General features: G+C 56.1%; 20 protein-coding genes, 3 pseudogenes and 2 other annotated features. Of the genes and pseudogenes, 9 read left to right on the forward strand and 14 right to left on the reverse strand.

The features are described from left to right. Positions 1-109 precede the first annotated feature (109 nt). The 3 genes from QFZ94_RS24930 to QFZ94_RS24940 all read right to left on the reverse strand — a co-directional run bounded on the left by QFZ94_RS24930 (position 110) and on the right by QFZ94_RS24940 (position 3,852). Complete coding sequence (locus tag QFZ94_RS24930; RefSeq protein ID WP_429461915.1) at positions 110-964, reverse strand: glycine betaine ABC transporter substrate-binding protein; 855 nt, start codon at positions 962-964, stop codon at positions 110-112. Between the two features lie 251 nt (positions 965-1,215). Further along, positions 1,216-2,265, reverse strand: coding sequence for a proline racemase family protein (locus QFZ94_RS24935; RefSeq protein ID WP_429460285.1), 1,050 nt, complete (start codon positions 2,263-2,265; stop codon positions 1,216-1,218). 327 nt (positions 2,266-2,592) lie between these two features. Beyond that, positions 2,593-3,852 carry an aromatic ring-hydroxylating oxygenase subunit alpha gene (locus QFZ94_RS24940; RefSeq protein WP_429460287.1) on the reverse strand — a complete coding sequence of 420 codons (1,260 nt, stop codon included), beginning with the start codon at positions 3,850-3,852 and terminating at the stop codon, positions 2,593-2,595. A 391-nt stretch (positions 3,853-4,243) separates the two neighbouring features. On the opposite strand from QFZ94_RS24940, the gene QFZ94_RS24945 reads away from it, so the two are divergent. After that, complete coding sequence (locus tag QFZ94_RS24945; RefSeq protein ID WP_429460289.1) at positions 4,244-5,164, forward strand: LysR substrate-binding domain-containing protein; 921 nt, start codon at positions 4,244-4,246, stop codon at positions 5,162-5,164. Between the two features lie 116 nt (positions 5,165-5,280). On the opposite strand, the gene fdhA is transcribed toward QFZ94_RS24945, so the two are convergent. From fdhA to QFZ94_RS24980, 7 genes and pseudogenes are all read right to left on the reverse strand, one after another. Beyond that, positions 5,281-6,483, reverse strand: a complete 1,203-nt coding sequence (gene fdhA, locus QFZ94_RS24950) for a formaldehyde dehydrogenase, glutathione-independent (protein ID WP_429460291.1) — start codon at positions 6,481-6,483, stop codon at positions 5,281-5,283. Positions 6,484-6,535: 52 nt separating this feature from the next. Further along, positions 6,536-7,765, reverse strand: coding sequence for a M24 family metallopeptidase (locus QFZ94_RS24955; protein WP_429460293.1), 1,230 nt, complete (start codon positions 7,763-7,765; stop codon positions 6,536-6,538). 122 nt (positions 7,766-7,887) lie between these two features. Beyond that, a pseudogene (locus QFZ94_RS24960) lies at positions 7,888-8,589 on the reverse strand (flavin reductase family protein); the annotation flags it as partial. A 23-nt stretch (positions 8,590-8,612) separates the two neighbouring features. Continuing rightward, on the reverse strand, positions 8,613-9,647 hold the full coding sequence (locus QFZ94_RS24965; protein WP_429455271.1) for an IS630 family transposase: 1,035 nt from the start codon (positions 9,645-9,647) through the stop codon (positions 8,613-8,615). A gap of 40 nt (positions 9,648-9,687) precedes the next feature. Continuing rightward, positions 9,688-10,125 (reverse strand): annotated as a pseudogene (locus QFZ94_RS24970) (FAD-binding oxidoreductase); the annotation flags it as partial. Between the two features lie 15 nt (positions 10,126-10,140). Beyond that, positions 10,141-10,905, reverse strand: a pseudogene (locus QFZ94_RS24975) (RHO alpha subunit C-terminal catalytic domain-containing protein); the annotation flags it as partial. A gap of 40 nt (positions 10,906-10,945) precedes the next feature. Then, positions 10,946-12,183 (reverse strand): IS3 family transposase gene (locus QFZ94_RS24980; RefSeq protein WP_429458928.1). Its coding sequence is split into 2 segments (ribosomal slippage): positions 10,946-11,880 and positions 11,880-12,183, totalling 1,239 coding nucleotides; the frame shifts between segments, so codons are not numbered across the junction. Next, positions 11,777-11,893: a sequence feature (AL1L pseudoknot), on the reverse strand. It overlaps the preceding gene by 117 nt. 90 nt (positions 12,184-12,273) lie before the next feature. Here QFZ94_RS24980 and QFZ94_RS24985 point away from each other — a divergent pair. Both QFZ94_RS24985 and QFZ94_RS24990 read left to right on the forward strand, forming a co-directional pair. Further along, positions 12,274-12,924, forward strand: coding sequence for a hypothetical protein (locus QFZ94_RS24985; RefSeq protein WP_429460295.1), 651 nt, complete (start codon positions 12,274-12,276; stop codon positions 12,922-12,924). Between the two features lie 80 nt (positions 12,925-13,004). Beyond that, on the forward strand, positions 13,005-13,853 hold the full coding sequence (locus QFZ94_RS24990) for a hypothetical protein (protein ID WP_429460297.1): 849 nt from the start codon (positions 13,005-13,007) through the stop codon (positions 13,851-13,853). A 624-nt stretch (positions 13,854-14,477) separates the two neighbouring features. Here the strand turns inward: QFZ94_RS24990 and QFZ94_RS24995 are convergent. Then, complete coding sequence (locus tag QFZ94_RS24995; RefSeq protein WP_429460299.1) at positions 14,478-14,876, reverse strand: hypothetical protein; 399 nt, start codon at positions 14,874-14,876, stop codon at positions 14,478-14,480. 249 nt (positions 14,877-15,125) lie between these two features. On the opposite strand from QFZ94_RS24995, the gene QFZ94_RS25000 reads away from it, so the two are divergent. Beyond that, positions 15,126-15,776, forward strand: coding sequence for a hypothetical protein (locus tag QFZ94_RS25000; RefSeq protein WP_429460301.1), 651 nt, complete (start codon positions 15,126-15,128; stop codon positions 15,774-15,776). Positions 15,777-15,897: 121 nt separating this feature from the next. Then, complete coding sequence (locus QFZ94_RS25005; RefSeq protein ID WP_429460303.1) at positions 15,898-16,452, forward strand: hypothetical protein; 555 nt, start codon at positions 15,898-15,900, stop codon at positions 16,450-16,452. A gap of 346 nt (positions 16,453-16,798) precedes the next feature. Here QFZ94_RS25005 and QFZ94_RS25010 read toward each other — a convergent pair whose 3' ends face one another. The 3 genes from QFZ94_RS25010 to QFZ94_RS25020 form a co-directional block, all read right to left on the reverse strand. Next, on the reverse strand, positions 16,799-17,308 hold the full coding sequence (locus QFZ94_RS25010; protein WP_429460305.1) for an HAD domain-containing protein: 510 nt from the start codon (positions 17,306-17,308) through the stop codon (positions 16,799-16,801). After that, the gene (locus tag QFZ94_RS25015) at positions 17,308-17,850 is read right to left on the reverse strand and encodes an HAD domain-containing protein (protein ID WP_429460307.1); all 543 of its coding nucleotides are present in this window, start codon (positions 17,848-17,850) and stop codon (positions 17,308-17,310) included. Before QFZ94_RS25015 ends, QFZ94_RS25010 begins: the two co-directional genes overlap by 1 nt. Positions 17,851-18,029: 179 nt before the next feature. Next, positions 18,030-18,386 carry a hypothetical protein gene (locus tag QFZ94_RS25020; RefSeq protein ID WP_429460309.1) on the reverse strand — a complete coding sequence of 119 codons (357 nt, stop codon included), beginning with the start codon at positions 18,384-18,386 and terminating at the stop codon, positions 18,030-18,032. 1,593 nt (positions 18,387-19,979) lie between these two features. On the opposite strand from QFZ94_RS25020, the gene QFZ94_RS25025 reads away from it, so the two are divergent. The 4 genes from QFZ94_RS25025 to QFZ94_RS25040 all read left to right on the forward strand — a co-directional run bounded on the left by QFZ94_RS25025 (position 19,980) and on the right by QFZ94_RS25040 (position 25,464). Continuing rightward, the gene (locus tag QFZ94_RS25025) at positions 19,980-20,270 is read left to right on the forward strand and encodes a helix-turn-helix domain-containing protein (RefSeq protein WP_429460311.1); all 291 of its coding nucleotides are present in this window, start codon (positions 19,980-19,982) and stop codon (positions 20,268-20,270) included. 1,100 nt (positions 20,271-21,370) lie between these two features. Beyond that, entirely contained in the window at positions 21,371-23,365 is a 1,995-nt protein-coding gene (locus tag QFZ94_RS25030) for a site-specific integrase (RefSeq protein WP_429460313.1), read from the forward strand. Between the two features lie 345 nt (positions 23,366-23,710). Continuing rightward, positions 23,711-24,163 (forward strand): recombinase family protein, encoded by a 453-nt coding sequence (locus QFZ94_RS25035; RefSeq protein WP_429461918.1) that lies wholly within the window; start codon positions 23,711-23,713, stop codon positions 24,161-24,163. Between the two features lie 63 nt (positions 24,164-24,226). Next, a protein-coding gene (locus tag QFZ94_RS25040; RefSeq protein ID WP_429458928.1) for an IS3 family transposase occupies positions 24,227-25,464 on the forward strand; the annotation gives its coding sequence in 2 pieces (ribosomal slippage) (positions 24,227-24,530 and positions 24,530-25,464; 1,239 coding nt in all). Next, positions 24,517-24,633, forward strand: a sequence feature (AL1L pseudoknot). (Overlaps the previous gene by 117 nt.) Positions 25,465-25,673 lie beyond the last annotated feature (209 nt).

Here is a 25,673-nt window from a genome sequence, read left to right on the forward strand (position 1 = left end):
ACGACCGATATGGCGTATGACGGAAGCAGCGACGAAAGCGCGCTGAGGTCATCGACCCAACCACATCGGTCTCTATTGCCACAACAGCACGGCACCTAGGATGAGCTTTCTACTGCGCCAGCCACGCTTTGACTTTCTCCGGGTGAGCATCCACAAACTTCTTTGCTGCCTCCGCCCAGTCATTGGTAGTGTTGCCTTCGAGTTCCACAGACTCAACGTCAGCAAGAGTCATCTTGAAGTGATGGAAAAACACATCGGAACGTGGAAACTTGGTGGCAAACTGCTTGGATGCAAATCCGTGGACTTGCTCATCGACGCCCAAAGTTCCCTTCGGGTCCTTCAAGTAGCGCATTTTCCACTTCTGCCACAGCCAATGCGGATTCCAGACAGTGGCGACAATCCAACTCTTTGATTGGTATGCGCGGGACACGGATGCGAGCATCCCGGCCTCACTGGAAGCAAGAAGGTTGTAGCCATTGAGGTCGTAGTCTTTCAACGCCTTGTTCGAAGCCAGCATAAGACCGCCACCCCCTGGTTCGATTCCGGTAATGGTGGCGTTCAGCTTGCTCTTGACCTCCGGCTTGTTCAGGTCGTCGATAGTAGCGACCTCATTTTCGGGGATGTAGTCTGGGACGGCCCATCCGTTTTTCGCGCCCGAGTAGATGATGCCGGTATCTTCCATGTCGTTCTTATATTTTGCGTAGTAAGCTGCGTGCGCAACCGGCAACCAACCGCCGACCATAATGTCGAGGTCGCCACGCGCGATGCTTTGATACTGAATGCCGATATCCGCTTGAACAAAACTGACCGGCTGGTGGAGGTCTCGCTCAAGAACATACTTCGCCACGTTGGCGACAGCGAGCACGTCCGCCAAGTTTGTTACTGCCATCTTGATTGGCTCGGCAGCAATCGCTGAAACCGAGGCGAGACCAAGAGTCAAAGCTGTTAGCGAACTCGCCGCAATCGCCTTAAGAAAATTAATGCTCACGTTGTCTTCCTCCAGATATTTAAAGTGCAGGGACGTCTCCCGTCCTTTTGGCGTCTAAAGCAACAACATCAACTCGCCCTCGGTGAACTCCCGTTGCTGGCTTCTATTTATTCAGGTCCACCGCTTCGAACTTCGCCGAGGAGGGTGATGGCGCCGTTGCTAGCCAACGAACTGCGCCACCGACAGCGCGCCACGTGCTTCCTTCGACACGTGGACCGAATTGAGACTTACCAGATGTCCCCGACCGTAAATCCTTCGGGGAACGGGTCAGTCGGGTCAAGAACGTACGTATTGAATCCGTAAATCCACGATTGCCCGGAAACGGTCGGCACAACGGCCTTGTAGTCACCAATCTGTACCTCTTCAACCAGGCGGCCTGTGTACACGATGCCCAGGAAGTTCTCGTGTCGGAACGCCTCGTTCAGCTTTAGTTGACCTTTTGCATGGAGAGTTGCCATCTTTGCGCAGGTGCCTGTGCCGCATGGGCACCGGTCGAGCGCTCCCGTCCACGTCGCGGGATTGTCGAAATCTATGGGCCCGTTCGAGACGGTCACGGTATTGCGCCAATCCGCATTTGGGCTCTCGGTGGGGCCAGACAACTGGGCTACGGTGATGCCGATTCCAGGGTAATCGGGGTGGTCGACAGGCAGCTGGTCCTGCGCTGCCCGGAGAATGAGCGCCGAGATTCGATTAATTTCCCGACCTTGCTCAGGAACAAGTTTCAGACCTTCAAACTGCCGAACATCCGCGATGACATAAAACATGCCGCCCCAGGCAACATCGACCGTCACTTTGCCCAACGTTGGCACATCAATGACAGCATCCAGATGGACGGCGAATGCTGGAACGTTCTTGAACGTTACCTGCGTGACCTTTCCGTTGGAACACTCGGCCTTGATTCCGATAAGACCGGCTGGGGCCTCGAGAATGAACTCCGTCACAGGTTCTTCCATGGGAATCAAGCCGGTTTCCAGGAGGACAGTCGCCACCGAGATGGTGTTCCCGCCGCTCATGACCGGGTATTCCGTTTGCTCCATGATGATGTATCCGGCCTTGGCCTCCGGATGTTTGGCAGGAACAATCAGGTTGCAACAAACTGGCGGATAGCCTCGCGGTTCGCGAAGCATCAGCTTGCGTATCTGGTCGTCATTCTCTTCGAGCCACCTCATTTGCTCGTAGACTGAATTCCCGGGAATTTGCGGCACGCCCCCCGTGATGACTCGCATTGGCTCGCCGGAGTGCGTTTCAACCGCGTGGAACATTCTCTTGAACGTCATAAAATCTTACCTCTAGTGTCGAATGTAGCTTTGCCATGCGATCTGAAAACGAGGCCAACAGTGGGGTTGGCAGACCGATAGTGGCTGGAACGAATGTGACGCTGACGTGAGCTATTGAGAATCGCTCCGTGAGCCCAAGCGGCTCCGCCAGAAGCCGCAAGGCCCATCGTCTGTTTTGATTAGATATCCATATCAATTAGCAATCGTCTCTGTTTACCCACAGACTGTACCCATAGCCGAGGTGGTCTCCTCGAACCTCCGTTCCAAACCAGGCGGTCCAGACTCAAACTTTTCGAATCGTTGCCACCGGCCGTGAGTGCGAGCAGGTCAGGTACCGTGTGCTTTCAAGCGCGCGTCATACCAACGCGAAAACTGGTCGATGTATGCCTCGGTGAACTGCGAGAACGGGCCGGGAACGTATGCCGGGTCTTGCGTACCGCTATGCGCGTTGCCCACAAGCTCGGCGTCCTGAGCCGTCGTGGCTACCCAGACCTCGGTCAACTCCTTGAGGTCGTAGTCAACACCTTCGACGGCATCTTCGTGAACCAACCACACCGTGCGCACTTGCGTCTTATCCGGTGCGAGGGGAATTGCATAAGAAACCAGGACGTGGTCGCTCATGACATGGGTCCACGAATGATGTCCCCACATGTGGACGTCGCCAAGGTCTCGTCGCGTCAGCCCGCCCAGAAGCTTCTTGCAGGCCACTTTTGTGCTCATCGTCTGTGACTCACCGGCTCCTGCAATCACAAGTCGCTGAGTCCGGAAGTTCGTCTCCACGCTTTCATCGAGAGATTCGAAAGTGGCGCAGACGTACCCCTCGCTTTCCCAATTCGCTTGACTGGCGGCATTTCGTTGCTGATATTGCTCAAACGCCAGCAAGGACTCTTCGCTTTGTCCGTCAGGACAGAAGCCAAAATCCTCCGCGAGGAAGGAGTTGACGAGTTCAGGATGCGTGCCGGCGCAGTGATAGCACTCGCGGTTATTCTCCATGACGAGCTTCCAATTGCCGTTCTCGACAATGGTCATCTCGTGTGCGATTTTCGTGCGCAGCAGGTCATAGGGCGCGAATCGAGGTGTCATTTCGGATTCGAGCTTCGCGAAATCCTCGGGCGCCTTGTCCGCAAGACAAATGAAGATATGTGCACCCACCACTTTCAGGTGCACGGGGATGAGACTATGACAGCTGGCGTCAAAATCCTTCCCCATATGCGTGGAATGCCGAAGGCTGCCGTCGAGGTCGTAGGTCCACTGGTGGTATGGGCAGACAAGCATGCCGACGCTCGCCTTACCCTCGTTCTTCATGATGCGCGAACCGCGATGCCGACAGACGTTCCGGTAGGCGCGGATGCCCTCATCCTCGTCCCGCACAATCATGACCGACGCCTTTCCGATGTCGATTGTGAAGACATCGCCGGGTTCCGGCACGTCGGCCGTCACGGCAACGAGAAGCCAGAGCTTGTTGAAGAACACGTCGAAGTCGGTCTCAAAGACGTCTTGCCGTCCGAACAACTCACCAGGCATGCCATGTCCTGGTTTGCGGCTATCCAGCAGTTCGCGGTGCGTTTTGATTTGAATCTCAGACATTGTGGAGTCCCCTTGATTAATCGCGCTGCACGAGCAGGCGTGCGGCCTATGTGCTTGAGTATTGGGGGACCAAAGATAAGCGTCAATGCGCTTTTTTCGCCACGTCGCATTACTTTAAATTATGCTTATTCACGACGGCTCGAAGGGCTGCTCCCGCGTAGTTGAGCGGCACGGTTGGCGGCGTCGCGGATGCTTGGCCGGCCCCTGTCCATCACCGCGGATGGTCAGGCTGCGATGAGCAACAACCCTTGGCCGTCCGTGACCGCATCGTCGTACGGGCAGTTCGTCGACGGGGCCGCCAGGCGTCGAAGGCTCCTTGTGAGTCGTGCGTTTTAAGTAATATCTTCCCGATAGTAGCTACTTGATTAATTGACCGTTACTCACATCGACCATGGCAAAAGGGACAAAAGGATATCGGCGGATAGTTCCGTCGCTGACCGCGTTGGTTGAGTTTGAGGCGGTCGCGCGCTTAAGTAGCTTCACAAGCGCCGCGAAGGAACTGGGAGTCACGCAGGCAGCAGTGAGCCGACAAGTTCGGTTCTTGGAGGAGACACTAAAAACGCGCCTCTTCCATAGGCTACATCGTTCGATTGCGTTGACGAGTGACGGAGAGGCGTTGTATCTCGTCGTAGCCGAAAGCATGCAGAAGATTGCTGGCGTATTTGACCGTTTGTCCAACAGCATGCAGCAAAAGGAACTTGTTCTCGCCTCGACAGCCGCGTTCTCGCAGTTTCGTATGTGGCCTAGACTTGCCGGAGTTCGCAACTTGCAACAACCTCTGAGCATTCGGTTGAACACTCAGAACTTCAACTCGGACCTGAGGCATGTCGAGGTGGACGTTGCCGTGCGGTACGGCGACGGAAACTGGATAGACGGAACATCAACCTTTCTTTTCGACGAAGAAGTGTTCCCTGTGTGTTCGCCCAGTTTTCTCGAATGGAAGAAGGCACCGACGACACTTGCGGAACTAGCCGATTTGCCTCTCGTGGATTCTGACCCTACGTACGAGGGCTGGATGGGCTGGGAGGAATGGTTTCAGGCCGTTGGTTATCGACCGACAAAGCTCACCTATGCTCTGCGTTCAAGCCTGTACGCTGATTCAGTGCAAGCCGCGCGGCACGGTCAAGGCATCGCGCTCGGTTGGGCTAGGATTGTTCACGACCTGCTGGCCAGTGGCGAGCTTGTGCGTCTTCCGATTGGGACATACAAGCCCAAAGACGCGTACTACGTCGTGGTCCCTCACGGCCGCTCAATCACGCCGATGGCGGCGACCCTGATTGAATGGCTTCGAGCAGAAGAGCCCATCATGTAGGCGAGGATTTCTCTGAAGAAAAAAATGCCGGCAAAAGCCGGCACCAACCCTTCCTTGGGGAAGAATCCCTTCAATTAAGACAGTTCACCGCTACTGGGGCAGAAACCGCCATCGAATCACGCCGCTGTCCTGAAACTATCGTGCGGGTCTATGACAAATTTTTTCGGAACTCCCGAGTCAAACTCGGCGTAGCCGGCCGGCGCGTCGTCGAGTTTGATGACGTTGACGTTGACAACCTCTGCAATGTTCAGTCGGTCCCATAAGATTGCCCGCATGAGGTTCCGATTGTATTTCATGACAGGCGTCTGCCCAGTGAAGAACGAGTGAGATTTCGCCCAGCCTAGCCCCAACCTCACCGAGAGACTGCCTTTTTGTGCCGCTGCGTCGGTGGCACCCGGGTCATCGGTCACGTAAAGGCCCGGAATACCAATGCTGCCCGCAGCTCGAGTGACTTCCATGAGGGAGTTAAGAACCGTCGCGGGCGCCTCGACTTGTGACCCCGAGTGCCCATGCCCGCGCGCTTCGAAGCCAACACAATCGATGGCACAGTCCACCTCGGGCTCGCCGAGCAAACTCGCAATCTGCTCCGCGAGAGATGCGTCTTCCGATAGGTCGACGGTTCCGAATCCGACACGTCGGGCATGCTCCAGCCGCTTCGGGTTCACGTCACCAACGATAGTCACAGCGGCGCCGAGAAGTCTCGCGGATGCAGCAGCCGCCATCCCCACGGGCCCTGCGCCGGCAACGTAGACGGTCGCCCCAGGCTGTACACCGGCTGTCACCGCACCGTGATATCCCGTTGGAAGAATATCGGACAAGCAGGTAACGTCTCGAATCTTCGCCATCGCACGGTCGCGGTCTGGGAATTTGAGCAGGTTAAAGTCCGCGTACGGGACCATCACGAACTCAGCCTGACCACCAATCCAGCCGCCCATGTCGACATAGCCATAGGCACCCCCAGCGCGCGCAGGATTCACATTCAGGCAGACACCGGTGTTCTGTGCCTTGCACATCGGACAGCGCCCGCACGCAACGTTGAACGGCACAGATACAAGGTCACCCTTCTGGAGGGTCATGACATCTGAGCCTACCTCGATTACCTCACCCGTAATCTCGTGACCAAGTACAAGGCCCGCAGGAGCAGTGGTTCTTCCGCGTACCATATGCTGGTCCGACCCACAGATGTTTGTTGCGACTACTCGAAGAATGACGCCATGGTTAGCTTTCCGACCGGCCGGGTCCACCAGTTCGGGGAACGCGATGTTCTGTACCTCAACCTTCCCCGGTCCGATATAAACGACTCCACGATTTCCTGACATAGTGTCTCCTGGTTGTGTTTGCCAACTCGTTCGCGGTTTTAACGTGAGCCGCTCACAGCCACTCGGTCTCGAACCCGTACGACGTCAGCGGTAAGCAGCCATGGTCGGTCAAGACCACCTGCTGCTCGAGTTTCACCCCTTGGGTTCCTCCTTCTGCACCAATGTAGCTTTCAACGCAAAGTGTCATGCCTGATTCAAATTGGCCATCGTATCCACCACTTTCCCAATCCACCTGGTGCGCGATATTCGGGTACTCATCGACCATGCCAATGCCATGCGCCACACAGCTGTAGCGGTTTTTGACGTAGATTTCCGGAATCTTCCAGGCCTTCTCGGAAAACTCACGGAAGGTCATGCCTGGACGAAGCAAATCCATATTGAAATGAATCTGCGCATAGGCGGTCTCGTAGAGGCGACGCTGCTCGTCAGACGGACGTGTGTGGCCGACGGTCCATGTCCTCGAGATATCGGAACAGTAGCCATTCGGGCCCACTAAGTCAGTATCGAAAGCCAGCAACTCTCCACGTTGCAGAACCCGCGATGAGCACTCGTGCATCCACGGGTTGGTCCGGTCGCCCGATGCCAGCAGTCGAGTCTCAATCCACTCTCCACCATGTCGGATATTCTCGTAGTGAAGATGGGCCCACAGGTCCTGTTCTGTCATTCCCGGACGAAGTTCGCGATGCATGCGTTCAATTCCGCTTTCGCACGCACGGATTGATTCGCTCATAAGGACCAACTCGCCTGGCGACTTGATTGAGCGCGCCAATTCCATCATGGCTTGTCCGTCCAGGAGAGTCACCCCTCTTTTTGCCAGGAACGCAGCACCCATCGGGTCAAGCCGGTCCACTGCCAACCTCGTTTCGTTTGGTGCGCGCGCATGCAAGACATCGAAGATTTCTTCACCCCAAAGCTCCGCACGGCTTTCGGCGTTGGCGCCAGCACTAAAGAACGACCAACCCACTGCGCTGCGCAATTCAACGTCCAGACTTAAACCGTCCCACACGTGCTTGCAGCTGTGAAACTCCCATCCGATTACGCGGCCGTCAGCGAAAACCATCACATAGCGTGACGGGTTTCGCCCCGTCCATATCTGCATGTTCGAAGTGTCCGTTGCATAGCGAATATTGACGGGGTCGTATAGCAGAATCGCCGGACAGTTATTTCTCTTCAGTTGCTCCTGCACGCGTGACAGTCGCCAGGCGCGAACATCAGGGAGCGTTCGCTCCGTCCGCGCAGCATAGACGACATCAGTCGTGTCAATCACGTCGCCACTAAGCATGTAACCCTTCCTCGGGGACAATCGGTTCGAGTTCTATTGACGCTCAGGAAAACCTGAACACGGAGCACAAGCCGCAGGCTTGTACTATCGCGTGAGGTATTTGGAATGCGTGGATTGCGATTTCAAAGCTCAAGGACGAGGTCCGATGTGGGGCGGCTGCAACAAAGCAGACGGAAACCCTTTTGGACCTCTCTTTCACGAATCCCACCGTTGTGCTTCATATCCACAGTGCCCTCAAGCACCTTGGTTTTGCACGTCCCGCACATACCCTGACTGCAGGACGACGGTATCGGGACACCGTTCTTCTTCGCAGCAGCCAGCACTGTGTCAGACGGGTTCATTGTGAACGTCCTGGACGAGCGGGAAAGCCTGACCGTGAACACTTCCTGAGCCGCACCGCTCTTTTCCTGAACAGGCTCCGGTGCTACAGCCGGTGCAAAAGTGAAGCTTTCCTGGTGGTATCGGTCCGGGTCGTGACCGCCTTCCTGCAGCAAATCTCTTACTGCAGACATGTAGCCGGCAGGGCCGCAGGTGAAGACTTCTCGCTCCTTGAAGTCGGGCAACCATTCAGAAAGCTGTTGCAGACTAAGCCTGCCTGTGGCGCCTGCCCAATCGCTTTCGTCACCGACGCCTTCGCATACGAAGAACAGCTTCAGTTTTGGCGACAGCTTCGCCAGTCTCTGCAGTTCCGCGCGAAAGACGATATCAGCGGGCGTCCTCGCGCTGTGCACAAATGCGATATCCCGGTCAAGCCCAAGGTCGATGCTCGCCCGGGTCATCGACATCAGTGGTGTCACTCCCGAACCGGCTGACAGATACTGACTGGTGCATCAAATAGTGCCTCTTCTCAGGCTGCGTACCGGACATGTTTTTCTTTAAAGAGGTTGCGAATCATGTGAGGCTCCTTCTGTCGGCGATGCAGGTGTCGCCGGATCGCGCCGATCAGTTCCGCCTTGGTCGCCGGTCGGCTTTTGCCGAGCGCGTTGGTTTTGACGTCCTGGTTGAGCAGCTCGTCAGGATTGAGCTCGGGGCAATACCCCGGCAACCGGATCAGGCGCAGATGTGCAGCGTTATCGGCGACGTACCGCTTGACTGCTTTGGACCGGTGCACAGGATGCCCATCGACGATCAGGTAGATCATGCGCGTGGCCTGCTTGAGCAGGCGTTTCAGGAAATCGATGAAGGTCGCGTTTTTGAACGTCCCTTCGAAGACCATAAAGCTCAGTTCTCCACGATTCGTGATCGCAGAAATCATGTTGCAGCCGAAGCGCTTTCCGGTCGCCCTGACGACCGGCGTTTCGCCCTTCAGGGCAAAGCTGGTACCGCTCACGTGGTCGCTGCGCAAGCCCATTTCGTCGCCCCAATAGATGGTTGCCCCTTCCTGCTTCGCCTCTTTCGCAATGCCCGGATAGTCCTCGTTCAGCCAGCGCTCGATTTCCTCGTCCTTTCTCTCGTACGCGCGTCGAACAGGTTTCTGGGCGGTCATGCCCCATGCCTTGAGGTATCGGCCCGCCGTCCACTTCGACACTTTCACGCCGCACTCGCGCTCAATCAGCTTTGCCACCGATTCGCGGGTCCACAGGTAGAACGGCAGCGCAAGCTGGTCGGGCATGCGCTCGATGATAAGCTTGCGCATTTTCACGGCTTGTGGATGAGTCAGGTGGCCGCTTCCGTGCCGACGGCCACGCTTGCCGGACCTCAGTGCCCTCAAGCCACCCTCTCGTGCCAACTTCATCCAGTTGCCCACCGCACGCAGGCTAACGCCATACGTTCGAGCCGCTTCCACTCGCGTCATGCCGCTACGCACCGCTTGCACCACCATCTTCCTCAGGTGCGCCTGCGTTGCCTCGCCCAGCTTCCTTGCATCAGTTTGCGTATTCATACCTCTCTAACGCACAGGGCAGTATTTGGTGCACCGGTCAGTATATTGACTTTGGCGCGGCAGAAGCCGTAGACGTGAAGGTTCCGGACGGGCCGTATGCGCGCAACTGGTTTCCGGGCTTCATGTTGTCGTGAAGCCAGTTCGACATGACGCCGCCAGGCATGCGCTTGACGGTAATGGATACCAGATAGGGACGCGTTGGCGGAGAAGAAATGGTGTAGCAGCGTTCGACCGATTGTCCCTGTACGTTCGCGGACACCGTCATGAACTGCCCCGGCTCAAAGCGCACTGGCAAACCATCCTCCGTGCGGAACTCGAAGCTCTTGACGTCGTGCGTTTCGTCAACGACGCGGCAGCACGTCAGCGTTTGCTGTTCACTGCTCGGCCAATGGCGGGCGCCGCTTTCCCAGGTCGCGACGTTAGTGAGCCGGTCGGCAGCCTCTGTCGGCCGGTCAATCATTTTTTCTACAGAATTCATGATGGAGACTCTGCTTCAGATGCCGTGCGCGCTCAGGCGAGCTGCATACCAGCGTGAAAACTGGTCGACATAGGCTTCGGTGAACGGTGAGAACACACCCGGCACATAGGCCGGGTCTTGCGTACCTGCTTGAGTGATTTCCACCAGGTGCTTGTCCTGCGTGTTGGTCGCAATCCAGACTTCAGTCAAATCCTTGACGTTGTAATCTACACCTTCAACCGCGTCAGCATGAACGAGCCACTTGGTGCGCACCAGCGTCCTGTCTGGGGCAAGCGGAATGATGTAGGAGACGACTGCGTGGTCGCTCATGACGTGAGTCCATGAGTTGTGTGTCCACAGGTGCTGGTCACCGAGGTCGCGTCGCGTGATATTGCCGAACAGCTTCGTGCTGGCGACCTTGGTGCTGATGGTCTGCGACTCGCCTTCGCCAGCGATGACAAGTTGCTGCGTCCGGAACTGGGTAACCGCATCTTCGTCAAGCCACTCGACGGTTTCGCCAACGAATCCATCGCGTTGCCAGCTTGTCTGGCACGTCGCATTACGCGTCTTGTAGTCTTCGAGTGCACGCAAAGATTCTTCGCTCAGGTTCTCCGGGCAGAAGCCGAAGTCTTCTGGCAGGAATGACGCCGTCAGTTCCGGATGAGTGGCCTGGCAGTGGTAGCACTCGCGATTGTTCTCTATCACGAGTTTCCAGTTGCCGTTTTCGATGATTTCCTGCTCGAACGCAATCTTCGTGTTCCGCAAATCGTACGGTGCGAAACGCGGCATCATCGTCTCTTCGTGAACCGCCCCGGGTTTCCCGGAGACTATTTTGCTTGAGTCATGCCACGGCGGCAGACCCAGCGAGATTTGCATAATAAGCGGCTTCGGCCTGCGCGGGTGGAATGTTGCCGATGGGGCCGAAGAGCCGACGATTGTTGAACCAGTCCACCCATTCGAGCGTCGCCATTTCAACGGCCTGCAGATTGCGCCACGGTCCGAGGCGATGGATGACCTCTGCCTTGTACAAGCCGTTGATCGTTTCAGCCAGTGCGTTATCGTAGGAGTCGCCCACGCTGCCCACCGACGGCTCGATGCCCGCCTCGACCAGCCGATCCGTATAGCGGATCGATACGTATTGCACGCCGCGGTCGCTGTGATGGATCAGCCCGTCCTGCTGCGCCGGCTGTCGTTCGTACAAGGCCTGCTCCAGTGCGTCCAGAACGAAGTCCGTGCGCGCCGAGCTCGACACGCGCCAGCCGACAATGCGTCGGGCGAACACGTCGATGATGAACGCGACATAGACGAAGCCCTGCCAGCTCGATACATAGGTAAAATCTGAAACCCACAGCGCATTGGGCCGTTCGGCCGTGAATTGCCGCTTCACCAGATCCTTCGGGCACGGCGTCGAACCATCGCTCACTGTCGTACGTACCGTCTTGCCCCGCACCACGCCGCGCAGGCCCATCTGCTTCATCAGCCGCTCGACCGTGCAGCGCGCCACGACAATGCCTTCGCGCTTCAATTGCGTCCAGACCTTGTCTGCGCCATAGACCTGGAAGTTTTCTTCCCACGCGCGCCGGATCTCATCCTTGAGCATCCTGTCACGCTGGGCCCGCGGCGGCACCAGGTCAGGATTGGCGCGGCGAGCCACATGGGTGTAGTACGTCGACGGTGCGATTGGCAGCACCCTGCAGATCGGCTCGACCCCGTAGACGTGCCGGTGATCATCGATGAACGTGATCATCACTTCGGTCGGCGGTCGAGCTCCGCCTGTGCGAAATACGCTGACGCCTTGCGCAGGATTTCATTGACCTGCCGAAGCTCACGTACTTCCCGCTCCAGTTCCTTGAGCCGATCCTGCTCCTGCGTACTCGTGCCCGGGCGCAAACCCCGATCCCGCTCCTCCTTGCGCACCCAGCTACGCAGCGTCTCGCCCGAGCAGCCAAACTTCGCCGCAATCGACGCGATCACTTTCCATTGCGATTCCCGGTCGCCTTGATGTTCCAGCACCATTCGCACAGCCCGCTCACGCACTTCCGGCGAGTATCTTGGGGATTTCTTCTTCGTGTTTTCCATAGCTCCATTTTCTCAAGAAGTGGAGTCTCCGGAAAACCCGGGGCGGTTCAGGACTATACCGGTCAATTCCTCCACTTTTCCGGGGAGGCAGTGCTTGAAGCATTGCTTGACCAAGACACCGAGCTTCTTGGGGATGTCTTTGCCAGATATTTCCCGGGATGTCTCGCCCAGTTCGGAAAACTGCAATCAAACGATGGTCCAGATTGGCAAGTAACGCAAAATTTAAGGCTCGCAGTCGCACCTGTACTAGACCTAATGGAAGTTAGTGGCTATGCATTGCTGTTGTCCGAATATCATGGAAACAGAGCCCTCTGGAGCATCGTTCGGGCCACTTGGGAGCGACACCTTACCGACAGCAGAAGGCTCGCCGGCATCGTCGCCCTAGTCAATTTCATTGAGTCCGGCTTCGGCGCCAAACCCCGTGATATCCTCCGAATGAGATGGCAACGACGTGTTGAGGGCAAGCTTGAACAACTCCCTCGCGAGCCCGTCAAAGATGAGTCTTGGTACATTGCGAGCAAGACTAAAGCAGTACACGCAAGCCCATTGGTCCGAGCAATGGCATCACGCGCACATTCGCTGAGCTTTGAAGGCATTGACCTTTTCGTCGGACTTTACCTAGCCCGTAAGCCTGGCGCCGAAAGCCTGAGCAAATACTGGAAGCGAAGTAGCCTCGCGGATGAGCTTGCCGACGAACATTACGACATCGACACACCGGATGACGAGGAGAAGTCGAAATGAGGTTTGAGAAGGCACGGCCCAAATCGCCCCCTCGCCTTGCGAAGTTCCTCCCGAGTTTGCGCCAAACCGAAGACGACATCATGCAGAACATTTTTATGTTCGTAGAGGATATTTCTCATCCGATGCCGCTCTACCGCGCGAGAAATCAGGGATTTTCGGTTCGCCTGACTGGAACCGAAGAGGCGCAGCAAAAGGCCCTCCATGTGTTGGATGACCTATCCGACCATGAAGGCCATTCACCCGAAGACAAACTGACACGTGCGGTCGACACCCTCGCAAAGGGAATCGCATGGGAAGGCAGGATTCAGTTCGAGCTCATCCCGCGTGAGGACGGAACAACGTCCTTTCACCAAGTAACGACGAGAAGGCTGTATCGCTTCGCTGGGTTTGCAGTCCAGTATCTCAGCCAGGAGGACCGAGAGTTTTGGCAGGGTCGCGTGCTCCGCTGGGCTCCGCGTTCGGCAATGTGGCATATCGACGTACCCAAAGAACTAGGCGGTCGACGCGGCTATAGACGCCTGCTTGCTCGCCTAAGAAGGTTTAGTAACCTTGGCCCACAATTTTTCTCGCTCGATATGCAGAACGCCGGGAACCCCAGTAACTTCGACATCACAGCCTACACCCGCTTAAACAATATATTTCGCTTCAAACTTGCTCACTCCTGGGGATGGAACTGCCGCGACTTGTCGACCAACCGCACGACGGAGTTTTACAACATGTATCGGAGTGCCGCTGCCGAGCGGTCCAAGAGCATCTTCAGAAGCCACATCATCTCCCAGATTAACGCCCTGCTCGCGCGCTTGCAGATAGAGTGTGCTATCGCCGTAGAGGGTTTGCTGTCGACTGAAGACGCACAACGGATGATGCGCGAACTGGTCAACGGCGACCTAGGGTTCAAAGAATTCATCGACATCAAATATCGCAGCTAACTCCTCGCGAAGGTCATTCTCTTCCGGAGGCGGAACAGGATACCTTCGACAAGCGCAGCTCGTGTTTGCAGACGGCTTCGTGACACTCTTATGTAGACCAACGAGGAGCCGCATTGGTAGCCCGCTTGCGCCGCAAGATTGCTCCGCCGTCAAAATGCGGACCCGGCCCGGACCCTTCTCCGGCACCGCAGCACCGTCTGCAACCGCTTTATGTCCGATTCGTTGTCGGCAAGTCGTAACGCCATTCGGAAGCGTTTCCCACGCCGAAGCGACTGCACCGGGGCTCTTGTCGCCCAACGAAGCTCTGCGTCCGACCACGAAAAGGTATTTCGCCATCGCCGTCGTACGAGCCGACAGGCGTCTGAGTATCTTTTCGACCCGACGTTGGTCGAGCGAGCCCTCGGCCAGCACTGCAGAAAAGTACCGCTGGTGGTCAATGACGACCGAAAACACTTCTCCGCGTCGCCCTAGTTCTAGTAGACGCGCGTGAGATATACCCCCCTTCGTTGGCAAAACCTCGCAGGCGATAGCAGCTCCCCACGATAGACTCCCCGGCGTCGACGCAAGCGTATCCGCCACTCGGAGTTTTGCGACCATACTCGATGCCTCGATGCCATCATTGCTTCATAGCTGGAGATATGCGGCGAGGACTTTCCTCGCAATCGTGACAGCACCATCCTCCGGCCCGAAATGCGTCGGTGTGGTATCTGTCCGAGGCCCCAGGCCGACAACGCTCGCGCTTACGTACCCATCTTTGGCATACACATCCAGTCGCGCGACCGGCGACACTTCATTGCCCTTCTTGCGGCCAATAAAGACGGTCATGGCGCCCGAATTCGGGCAAGGAGTGCTGTAACGTTCCTCGCACAGGTCCAGCATGCGTAGTACCTCTTCAAGGGTGTGGTAAGGAGGTCTGTCATACGGCGTCACGCAGCCCTCGACGTCGCACAAATGTGCCAGCTCTCCAACATCGCCGGAGAATTCCCCATCGTAAAACGCGATTTTCAACGGCGCTTTGGTCATCTCGTGTCCTTAAAGTGTATGCCTCATTCTTTCGCCGGGCTCGGGCGGCTCGGACGGAGCTCAGACCGCTATGTACAACACCTCAATAAATTGCGCGCATTCAAATATTTAAAATCCCTCACGGTTAAATATAAATAATTAAACTTCCACTAATGATTTTGAAAATTCTCATTTTAAACCTTGATTTATACGCCTCATACAGATAATCTCATCTCACATCTTCCGCCGTATTGACAGAGATTATTTAAAATGACGACCTCCACAAAACGAAATTCGCCTTCTGACATTCCACTCGGTCTTATTCTGCCGGCAACCGAATACGGCTCTGCCGACCAACGATTCCGTGGAATCGTTCTCGAACAAGCCGTGGATTTCGACCCACGCAGCTGCGCTAACGCGCGTCGCTCAAGGTTTGCTACGCTTGTCATCGATGGCCCTCGCACGCCGATGCTTCTATTCGCAATTCGACTTGACGATGTGCTTGTGTCGTGGTTGGCTGACCCAGCAGAATCCGCAGTCTCGAATGCGATTGATAGTTGGAATACCAATGGGTCGGTCTCTATAGCATTGAGCGGCAAAGAGACGCATCTTTTTGTTATTCCCTTGATGCGGAAAATCGACAAAGACGAATTACTTCGTCCCGTTAGAGCTGTTCAGGCGTCGGATATCTTTACTACCCAAGCAATCGAGACTTTCACCTCTGGCGCCATAAGTGGTGCTATTAGTGTACCGGCTGGCACTAAGGTGAACTATTGCTTGACTCATACCGCGGGTGTCGCTGCGGCGTTGGAGCGTCAAGGCTACCAAGCCGAATACAGCGCCAAAGACAACAAATTTTTTGCGCAGAAGTGCCGCATAGCCACCGCGTACTCCGATTACGTGTGGACACCCGGACGCTAACTAGTCAACAACGTGGCGAAGCGATTCCATATCCAATTTGAACACCGTTTCCGCCACGTTGCCATGCTTGCGCATTCACGTCCTCACTACCAGAGTCTATCCAAATCGAATTTTCCAAGACATGAAAAACCAAGAACTACCACTAACTTATGACGTGACACCGCTAAAAAACGATGAAATCATTCAAAAAGTACTAGGTTTGATAGACGACTGTACGGAGTCCATGGAAGACGAAGTCGATATGTTCGTCACACCCGCGTGGACCATTCTAAAATCTATTCCACATTGTGACGGTCAGGATTGCATTGTCGTTAGCCTGCCCAATATGAGCATGAGTGATTTGATGGACGGTTCCAACGACGTTTGTGTGGGCGTCGCCACGTTGTGGTATGGGCTCCATCCATGCTTGATGCTGAACGATGGCTTGATTGGAATAGACGCTGAAACCATCCTCGACGCACATATTGAGGTTGGTGAGCCCCTTCTTATTGTCTTCGATTGCGAAGACGGATGCGTTCTCACTAGGACTGACTTTACGGCACAACTAGAAAATGAATTGAAAGCAATCGTCGCGGTAAAGAATTATCTGCCTCCTACTAAACGAGGCGAGGATGGACGAAGCATAGGTGAGACAAAGTACACTGCGCGAGACGCCGCTCATTTTGGCTTCGGTTAGCCGCCGAAATATTTCTAAGAGGTCTACGGTTGCGAAGTCACCCTCTGTCTATTCCGGGTTTCCTCTTCGCTAACCCCGAATTCGACTACGTCTTCGTCTGTGCTTTCGCCTCTCGTTGCCGCTCGAATTCTGCGTCTCGAACGGCTCGCTTAAACGCGCGACCAATTGCGACGCTAGATGTCGTCATCAACTCCACGTAGCAACGCGGGGTTACCGCTTCGATAACAGGTGCAAGACCGTGGTCGATTGCAGATGCGAGCTGCTTCTCTAAGCTTCGACTCAATTTGCTTGCAGGTCTCTGTCTATATGTGTCGTTCCGCATCCATCCTCCTCCTACGCGCGTCAGTCATTTTGAGTCGCAATGAGGTGAGTCTGCGAAGAATCGCTGTAATCGCTCGCGGAATTGCTCAACGACAGCAGAGTCGCCCAGACCGACTTCGGTCTGACAATGCACGAGCCTGTGCCGGTGCGCTTCGAATCCGTCCGTACGGTCATCAACAGCCAACCATCGCAGCGGCTCATTCCTTCTAACGTAGTCGAGAACTTGCCCACCACGTGGAAGGACCGACCAGACAATTGGGTCCAACGTGAATCCATCAAACGTCGCGCCGATGATGCGGTCCCGCAGACCTGGAGACGGGATTGTGTTGCGCGTCAACTCGGTCCCGAAAACGATGGACCAGTCACTCGATAAAACAATCTCAACATCCGGATATGGACGTAGCAAATCGTCGAGCACGGCAGCATATTCAAACAGCTTGATGTTGGGCGCACTACTCATCACACGGTTTCCAGAGCGACGAGCGATACCGCGATGAAGCACGCCGTCAATATCAAGAAAAACCACGTTTCGCATTATTTTTTCCTGCTATCGGGACGTTCAAACTGCTCTGCCAGTCGCACCCGCAATGCTTTTTGTGTCTCGAAGTCACCTAGCCCCAGGTTCTCGTCGCACTGGACGACGTGAGAGAAATACTCGCCAAAACCGCTGATGTCATCGTCAATTGCGAGCCACCTTACCAGCCGGTGTGTTCGGACATAGCGCAGGACCTGAAGCCCGCGCCGCGTCGATGGCCACGTCCCGGCGTCGAAATATTTGGAGTGGTAGGTTGCGCCGACCACCTTCTCGCGAAGCGGCGCGGGAAGCGCCCTTCTCGCGCGCTGATAACCCAGAGCCTGTACCCAGGAAGTCGACAGAACAATCTCTACGTGAACGTACGGCTCTAGAAATTCGGCCAGAACGGGGGCGAATTCAAACAGTTTGATAGACGGAGAGGCGCTTGTAATTCCACGCCGCGTCCGTAGTGCTCCAAGCCGGTGAATCACTCCGTCGAAGTCCAAAAACAAGACGTGTCGGTCCCTCTCCATCTTCCCGACGCTATGGCCAATGTCATTCATAGTCACTGCTCTGCACATACATCGCGTGATAGAAGGCTATTGGCACGCAATAGAGCCTGTGCCGTCAGGTTTTCTCGCAGCATGTCAACCCTTGATACCGGCAGGGTTGTCTGTTCGTCAAACGCATTCAAAGTTGCTTCGATGCTGCGCGTTCAAGCGCCTCAATATTCATGCTTTTTTCAATCGACCAACGATACGCGGCCACCGATTTCAATGTAGACCGTGGCACTCGTTTTCCCATCTACCCACAGCACCACTTGCCCATCTTCGAGCTCAAACGCGTGCATGTTCGGGCTTCCCACCGGCCTCAGTGCGACGACGCGCCTCAACGCCATTCGCCCCCCTCTTTCCTTCGAACAGATATACACATCTGCCTCAGTCTTATCGGCGCTTTCTTCAGTCAGCAACTTGTACAGGTCTGAATATGTCTGCACTACAAATCCGTCCCCCATACCCCTGCCTTCGCGCGAGCCGAAGCACACGTAAAACCAAGGACCACCCAATTTCAATAGCGATTTTAGGCTGGAATTGCTCATTGATGTCACTGCGTCGCGCCCTTTCTCAGGCAATTCTTCAACCCGCGGAGACTCAGGTGAACGACAGCGCCGCATCATTTGATATCTCTCCAAACTGGTTGGGGCCACTTTAGCCATATCGTCTGCTCCGCAATCAACGGTATGGTTTCGCCGACTGGGTAGTGCCCTCGGACGCGCACTTCTAACTCGCGAAAACCGCAGTCATCGGGTTCTGAAGGCAGCAGAGATAGCTGCAGAAGCAGGCCTCGCACCTCCCGAAGTGCTCTCGTTCTTTCATCCGGCATGGTCACGGGTTGTTTCCTTTATGCAGACGACGGCTAGGCTCGGCTTTCAAAGAAACGAAGCCGTCGCCTGAGAAATACCACCACAAGCGAGTGCCCACGCTCAACCTGAGCGCACTTCTGACTGCGCGGGGCACCGTCATCAGGCCACGGTTGCTCAATCTCGAAATTCCCAAGAATCTGTGCTTTCTTCGCTCAGCAAACGAATCTGTGTTCGTCGGAATCGGATTTTCGCTAGTCCACTTTCGGACCAGCCTCGATGGAGCATATCCTCCGAATGCTTGCGCCCACCTATGACTGGCAAGCGCACGTTCAACGAGTACTTGCTCACGCTCGCTCGGTTGGTACCGTGTCACGTATCTGAGGTTGGTTGGTCCGTCGGATAGAACGACAACGTGCTCGAGCAACTGAGATGTTATTTTGTGAGTCTCGCTTTCGGCCGACTCCGGGTCGCTCGGATAGCGGACTTCATAGCGCTCACCATGTCGCAACCCCGTCTCGTGCGTCCACAAGTCTGAATCTACGAAGACTTCACGAATCTCATCGGACTCGTCGACGTCTGCATACGAGTCTAGGTAAATTACAACGCCGTCCGGGTCGGCCTTGACGAGTTGCTCAATAAGTTCACTGACTTTCATGCACGTCCGTCCCTCAAAGTCCAGTTGCCCAGCGACCAGCGCAACGTACTGTTCGCTGCAATCGCTCGAAATTCACGGCGCACCGCTCGAATGACCTTGTGAAAAATGCGGCTTCCGGCATGTCGCCTCCACATTCGTGGGAATACCGCACGTAAAAGCTGGCATTGGCCGAAAGTCGGACGAGCGATGCTCCTGTTGTAGCTGTTTGAGTCGTTTGTGCGCGCTCCGCGCTGGGTTCCAATCTCGAACTTCTGCCATATCCACCGCCTCGGAATTCCATCCTCCCGCCTTAGGCTGTTGAGTTGAAAAAAACTTAACGGCGCGCAGTGTCGGCCGCCCCCTCAGAACCCGCTCGCGCCACTCGATGACGCACATTGATAACGCTGGTGGCATTCGGAAGTTCGCAAGAAATTTTTCAAGAACCATCGAGGGTTAATGTGAACGTTTCAAGGGCGTGGGAGCGGTCGCGGGAACGCGAACCGTAGCTCATGAATAAGTCGCAATCACTGTAAGCGGCCGCACGGCCTAGAAAAGTGCTTCGGGTGAGGTCACTCAGCGAACCTCAACAAGGACAGTCTAGATGCAAAGTCTGTAGATGTAAACTATGTAGATGTAAAATCTGTCGACACAACGACTGTAGATACAAACGGTGCGTTCCGCCATGCTCTGGTTCCATGAACCAACAACTAAAGGCTGGGCAAGTGGCACTCCGGAGCCGCCTTTCCAAAAATCTCAAACGACTCCGCGCGGCCCAAAAAATTTCGCAGGAGGAACTCGCCGACCGCGCGGGGCTGCATCGCACCTACATCAGCCAGATTGAGCGGTTGAAGACGAATGTTTCGCTCGACAATATCTACCTGCTCGCGGAGGCATTTAACGTGGACCCTTCCGAGTTGCTGGAAATTGCCGGCGAGGAGATACCGGATGGCGATTCCCCGACTCGAACGGCAACCGCTCGGAAATAGCGTCCGTTCACTTGCGAAAGCAAATCCCAATCTCGACGCTCTAGTTGCGGTGGCTCGTTGCCATGGCCCGGCGCGCTTGCAATACAAGCGACTTTGGCAAGGTTCCGACAGTTACCGCGAGCGCGGGGGCGGCAACGTGGCAGCAGGATGTGGCTTCGCGGTCAGTACACCGCTTAATCAGCAAACAATGCGAGGCGGCACCCAGAGTCAGCCTTCCTCTAAAAAGCACGAACTTAAGCGGACTATCGACCAAGCTCCTCCGGCAGTGAGGACCCTCACGTTTCTCTTCTGGCAATCATGCCGTCTTAAATCCTCGCGCACTTTGGGCGGCGCGCCGCCGACGCGGTGGCAGAAACGGTTCTCGCGCCAAAACGTCAAACCATGAATTAAAAGTCTTTTCAGTCAGACTCTCTTCAATATCGAAAAGAGCTTTTCTTGAAAGGTAGCGAACCGACTTTATCCCTGCTTGCAGCCTTCTGCATTCGCTCGCACCACAACATCCTGACGTTAGCTTTATTGGTATCGATTTCCGCCTACTGGCGCACTTGAGCGCCATTCCTTTGATATCTGAGTCGCAAGCTAAAACTTTTCAGCTTATTGGCTATACATCGGACCGCAAACGCTTCGCGATTGCCAGTCTAACGGTGTAACGATTCGCTGCCCATTTGCCTTCCAAGCATATGACGGCGGCAACATACGGAAACCTCCTTTACATTCAATGGGTAAGGAAAAGGTCGCCGAGCCTGTCGCGAACCGTCTTTATCCGACTAGCTGCCATCACGGCGAACTCTGATGCATTAGTGGCCGTCGGCACCCCAGCCATCGGGCTCGAACATTACAAACGAGCGGCGCACGCATAAGGCGCGAAATACAGGACCGAATCCGCAGCCGCACGTGTCGGCCACGCTGCCTAACGCAGCCGCGATGCTTCGGATGCGCGTAACGGATTCCCCACTTCGCAATTGACAGTCGGCCCCTCCGGGCATGTCCGCGCTCGCGTTTAAACCTCGAGGCTATACATGCGGTAACTAACCCTGCCCCCGCCTGGCACGTAACGAAACTCTGAGCACCGGACTGCAAATCCTGTGCATGGAGGAAATATGAGCGTTTCACGTGTAATCAATGACTTAGAGAATGTTCGTTATCACACGACCTATACCGATAACGAGTATGCTCGCACGTTGGCGAAAGGCTGGGGGCACAACGAACAGCCTATGACCCTCACTTATCACGAACTCATCTCGCGAGAAAAAGCGATTCACCAACAACACGACGTGCAGACAGCTACCGATGCAACGGTTTCGCAAGTCATGCGAAACCGACTATCGACGCTGAATTCCTACCTCACCTTCAATGGCAAGACGTTGGACTCGGTTGTCGGCCGCGAAATGCTTGGCGACTTCGACGCGAAGCTCAAATCGTATTGTGATTCGCTTGCAACGTCCGAGCATACGAAGGCTGACAGACGAAGTCACTTGGGAGCGTGGCGAAATGCCGCGCAATCGATGATGGCCGGCCATCGTCAGTCGCTATCAGGCAGCACTGAGGTCGGCGAGCGCAGCAGTTTCAACGTCGCGTTGCGGCATGCCATCGCGGCCATTGGTGAGGACCCCGTGGACTTGGCCAAACGCGCCGGCGCTTCGACTGCGACCCTAAAGCGTTGGATTAAGGGAGCCGAACCGGAACGTCGCGACCTCCCTGCAGTGCACCGGCTTGAACTGTGCCTTGGGTTGGAGGACAACTCCCTACGAAGTTTGATTCCATCGCATAGCCATCCAGCTAGTGCCTCAACAGAATTCAACGAACGCGCTGAGATACCGTATCGGACCAGGCTCCGGAAGCGCTGCGCTGATGCCTTTCGGCTCAAACCTGCCGACATCGGTGACAGCCTTGCTGCGGAATGGCAGGCATTCTTCGACTACAAGACAGCAAAGCATACGCAAATTGAGCGGTCACAACGCGGCAAATGGCGACTGTTGCCTGATGACAAGGTCGCAGTACCAGCTTCGAAATATACGCAAAAGCGGGGCCGGAAGTGCGAAACCGCCGATTTGAATTTCAATGTATTGCGCGGCTTTCTTGGCTTCCTTGCCCGACCTGCAGCCGACGGCGGTTTCGGTTGCGCACCTGAAAAAGCACAAACACTCGCATGGCTTGCTGTACCCCGCGCAGTGGACGCGTTTCTGGAGTTCCTCACGGAACGCTCTGACGGGCTAGAGCACGGTGGGCACGCCGCATTCGCAAACCTGGCCGGCAGCGTCACTCACCCTGTCACCGGCTATCTGTCCCAGCAGCCGGCCTTTCTCGAGTGCTTGCCCGTTGACTTCGCAGAAGCCTGGCAGACCATGTGCAAGGAGACACACACCTTGTGCACGGCTTGGAAGCATGACGCAAAGGGCTTCTCGCGCAACCCTGCCGAACCTATACAGGCGTTGCTTGACCTCTCAGAGCCTTTGAAACCGATTCTTCGCGCAATTGGCGAGTTGGACCGGCAGGCGGCCAGTGCGCCGACGGGCGGCCGTCGCGAAGCAGAAGCCAAGCGAGATGCGTTGCTGCTGTCGATGCTTATTGCGAATCCGCTGCGCAATCGTAACTACGTCACCATGACCTGGAGAAACGACAATGCCGGGGCATTGTATCGACGACAAGACGGTCAATGGCGCATTCGATTTAATGCGCCGGGAGACTTCAAAAACGACGGGCATTCTAACGAGAAGGCCTACGACGCGCCGCTACCGCGCGACCTTAGTCCTCGCATCGAGGAGTATCTCGAAGAGTACCGTCCCCGTCTAGTTCAGTCAAACCCGCGTGCCATCTGGCTGTTTCCCAACAACAAGGGCGAAAAGTGGCAGACCCAAAACACGCACGTCGCCAACTTGATGAAACGCCTAGTCCCTGAGACGCCCGGCTTCGGACCGCATGCTTTTCGTCATCTGGTCGCCACCGACTATCTGCGAAAGCATCCCAATGATTTCCTGACCGTAACGGTACTTCTCAATGACCGTCTAGAGACAGTCCTCAAGGCTTACGCTCACCTGCGACAAGATGAGTCCTTCGACAGGTACGAGGCATACATGCGTGGTAGCTACAGGTAAAAAGCATCAGACTTCAGGCTACGGCGTCAGACCTTCATACGCTTGACGAACGGTCAGCATGCCCTCAGTCGGGCATGTTTGGACATCAGGTAAAGCCCCTGCTCAATGACGTCTCGTCTGGAAAGATATCACTCCGTTCTCCTGCCTGGCGTCCAAGCAGGAAGTTGAACATGTAGGTCAATTTTCGATGCAAATTTCTAGCGGAAGTGGCTCAGTTTTATCCGCGTATCAACACCCCGACCTTCAGCGCGATGCGCTGAAAGAAACGGGCGCGACAACCATCTATGAAGACACGGCGAGCGGCAAGAATGCCGACGGCCGGAACTCGAGCACTGCCTGAAGGCGCTGCGGGAGGGCAACACCCTCGTCGTCTGGCGACTGGACCGGCTGGGGCGAAATCTCCAGGACCTCATCCGCATCGTCGGTGAACTCGACGAGCGCAGCGTGAAGCTCAGGTCTGTGAAGGAGTCAATTGACACGGGCGGCTTCGTCGGGAGGCTCGTCTTCCACCTATTCGGTGCGCTCGCTGAGTTCGAACGCGAACTCATCCGCGAGCGCACCCTCGCGGGCCTTGAAGGCGCCCGGGCACGCGGTCGCCGTGGTGGTCGGCCGCCCGCGCTGGACGCGAAGCAACGGAAAGCCGCGCTGGCGATGACGAAGAACAGTGACATGTCGGTCGGCGAAATCAGCCGCCAGTTCGGCGTGTCGCGCTCGACTCTGTACAGCATTCAGTCAGCAAGCAAGCGGGAAGCCAACCGGGGAATCACTGGCGAAATCCAACGCTGCGCCTGCGTTTGAACGTCGTTCGGTCTGAACCGCCCCGGGTTTTCCGGAGACTCCACTTCTTGAGAAAATGGAGCTATGGAAAACACGAAGAAGAAATCCCCAAGATACTCGCCGGAAGTGCGTGAGCGGGCTGTGCGAATGGTGCTGGAACATCAAGGCGACCGGGAATCGCAATGGAAAGTGATCGCGTCGATTGCGGCGAAGTTTGGCTGCTCGGGCGAGACGCTGCGTAGCTGGGTGCGCAAGGAGGAGCGGGATCGGGGTTTGCGCCCGGGCACGAGTACGCAGGAGCAGGATCGGCTCAAGGAACTGGAGCGGGAAGTACGTGAGCTTCGGCAGGTCAATGAAATCCTGCGCAAGGCGTCAGCGTATTTCGCACAGGCGGAGCTCGACCGCCGACCGAAGTGATGATCACGTTCATCGATGATCACCGGCACGTCTACGGGGTCGAGCCGATCTGCAGGGTGCTGCCAATCGCACCGTCGACGTACTACACCCATGTGGCTCGCCGCGCCAATCCTGACCTGGTGCCGCCGCGGGCCCAGCGTGACAGGATGCTCAAGGATGAGATCCGGCGCGCGTGGGAAGAAAACTTCCAGGTCTATGGCGCAGACAAGGTCTGGACGCAATTGAAGCGCGAAGGCATTGTCGTGGCGCGCTGCACGGTCGAGCGGCTGATGAAGCAGATGGGCCTGCGCGGCGTGGTGCGGGGCAAGACGGTACGTACGACAGTGAGCGATGGTTCGACGCCGTGCCCGAAGGATCTGGTGAAGCGGCAATTCACGGCCGAACGGCCCAATGCGCTGTGGGTTTCAGATTTTACCTATGTATCGAGCTGGCAGGGCTTCGTCTATGTCGCGTTCATCATCGACGTGTTCGCCCGACGCATTGTCGGCTGGCGCGTGTCGAGCTCGGCGCGCACGGACTTCGTTCTGGACGCACTGGAGCAGGCCTTGTACGAACGACAGCCGGCGCAGCAGGACGGGCTGATCCATCACAGCGACCGCGGCGTGCAATACGTATCGATCCGCTATACGGATCGGCTGGTCGAGGCGGGCATCGAGCCGTCGGTGGGCAGCGTGGGCGACTCCTACGATAACGCACTGGCTGAAACGATCAACGGCTTGTACAAGGCAGAGGTCATCCATCGCCTCGGACCGTGGCGCAATCTGCAGGCCGTTGAAATGGCGACGCTCGAATGGGTGGACTGGTTCAACAATCGTCGGCTCTTCGGCCCCATCGGCAACATTCCACCCGCGCAGGCCGAAGCCGCTTATTATGCAAATCTCGCTGGGTCTGCCGCCGTGGCATGACTCAAGCAAAATAGTCTCCGGGAAACCCGGGGCGGTTCAGTCCGACGTCGAAGTCCTACATGCGCGTGCGAGTCGCCCCGAAGTGTGCCTTTTAAGCGCACTCATGCATCTGGCATAGCCCCGGTTGCAGTCGGTGCAGTCTGCAGCAGCCCGCCCAGAAAGTTGACGCTGCGCTTGTTGGTGTATTCAGCGATGAGCGCATGGTGCTC

The organism is Paraburkholderia sp. JPY465, assembly GCF_050436725.1.
Taxonomy (GTDB): Bacteria; Pseudomonadota; Gammaproteobacteria; order Burkholderiales; family Burkholderiaceae; genus Paraburkholderia; species Paraburkholderia youngii.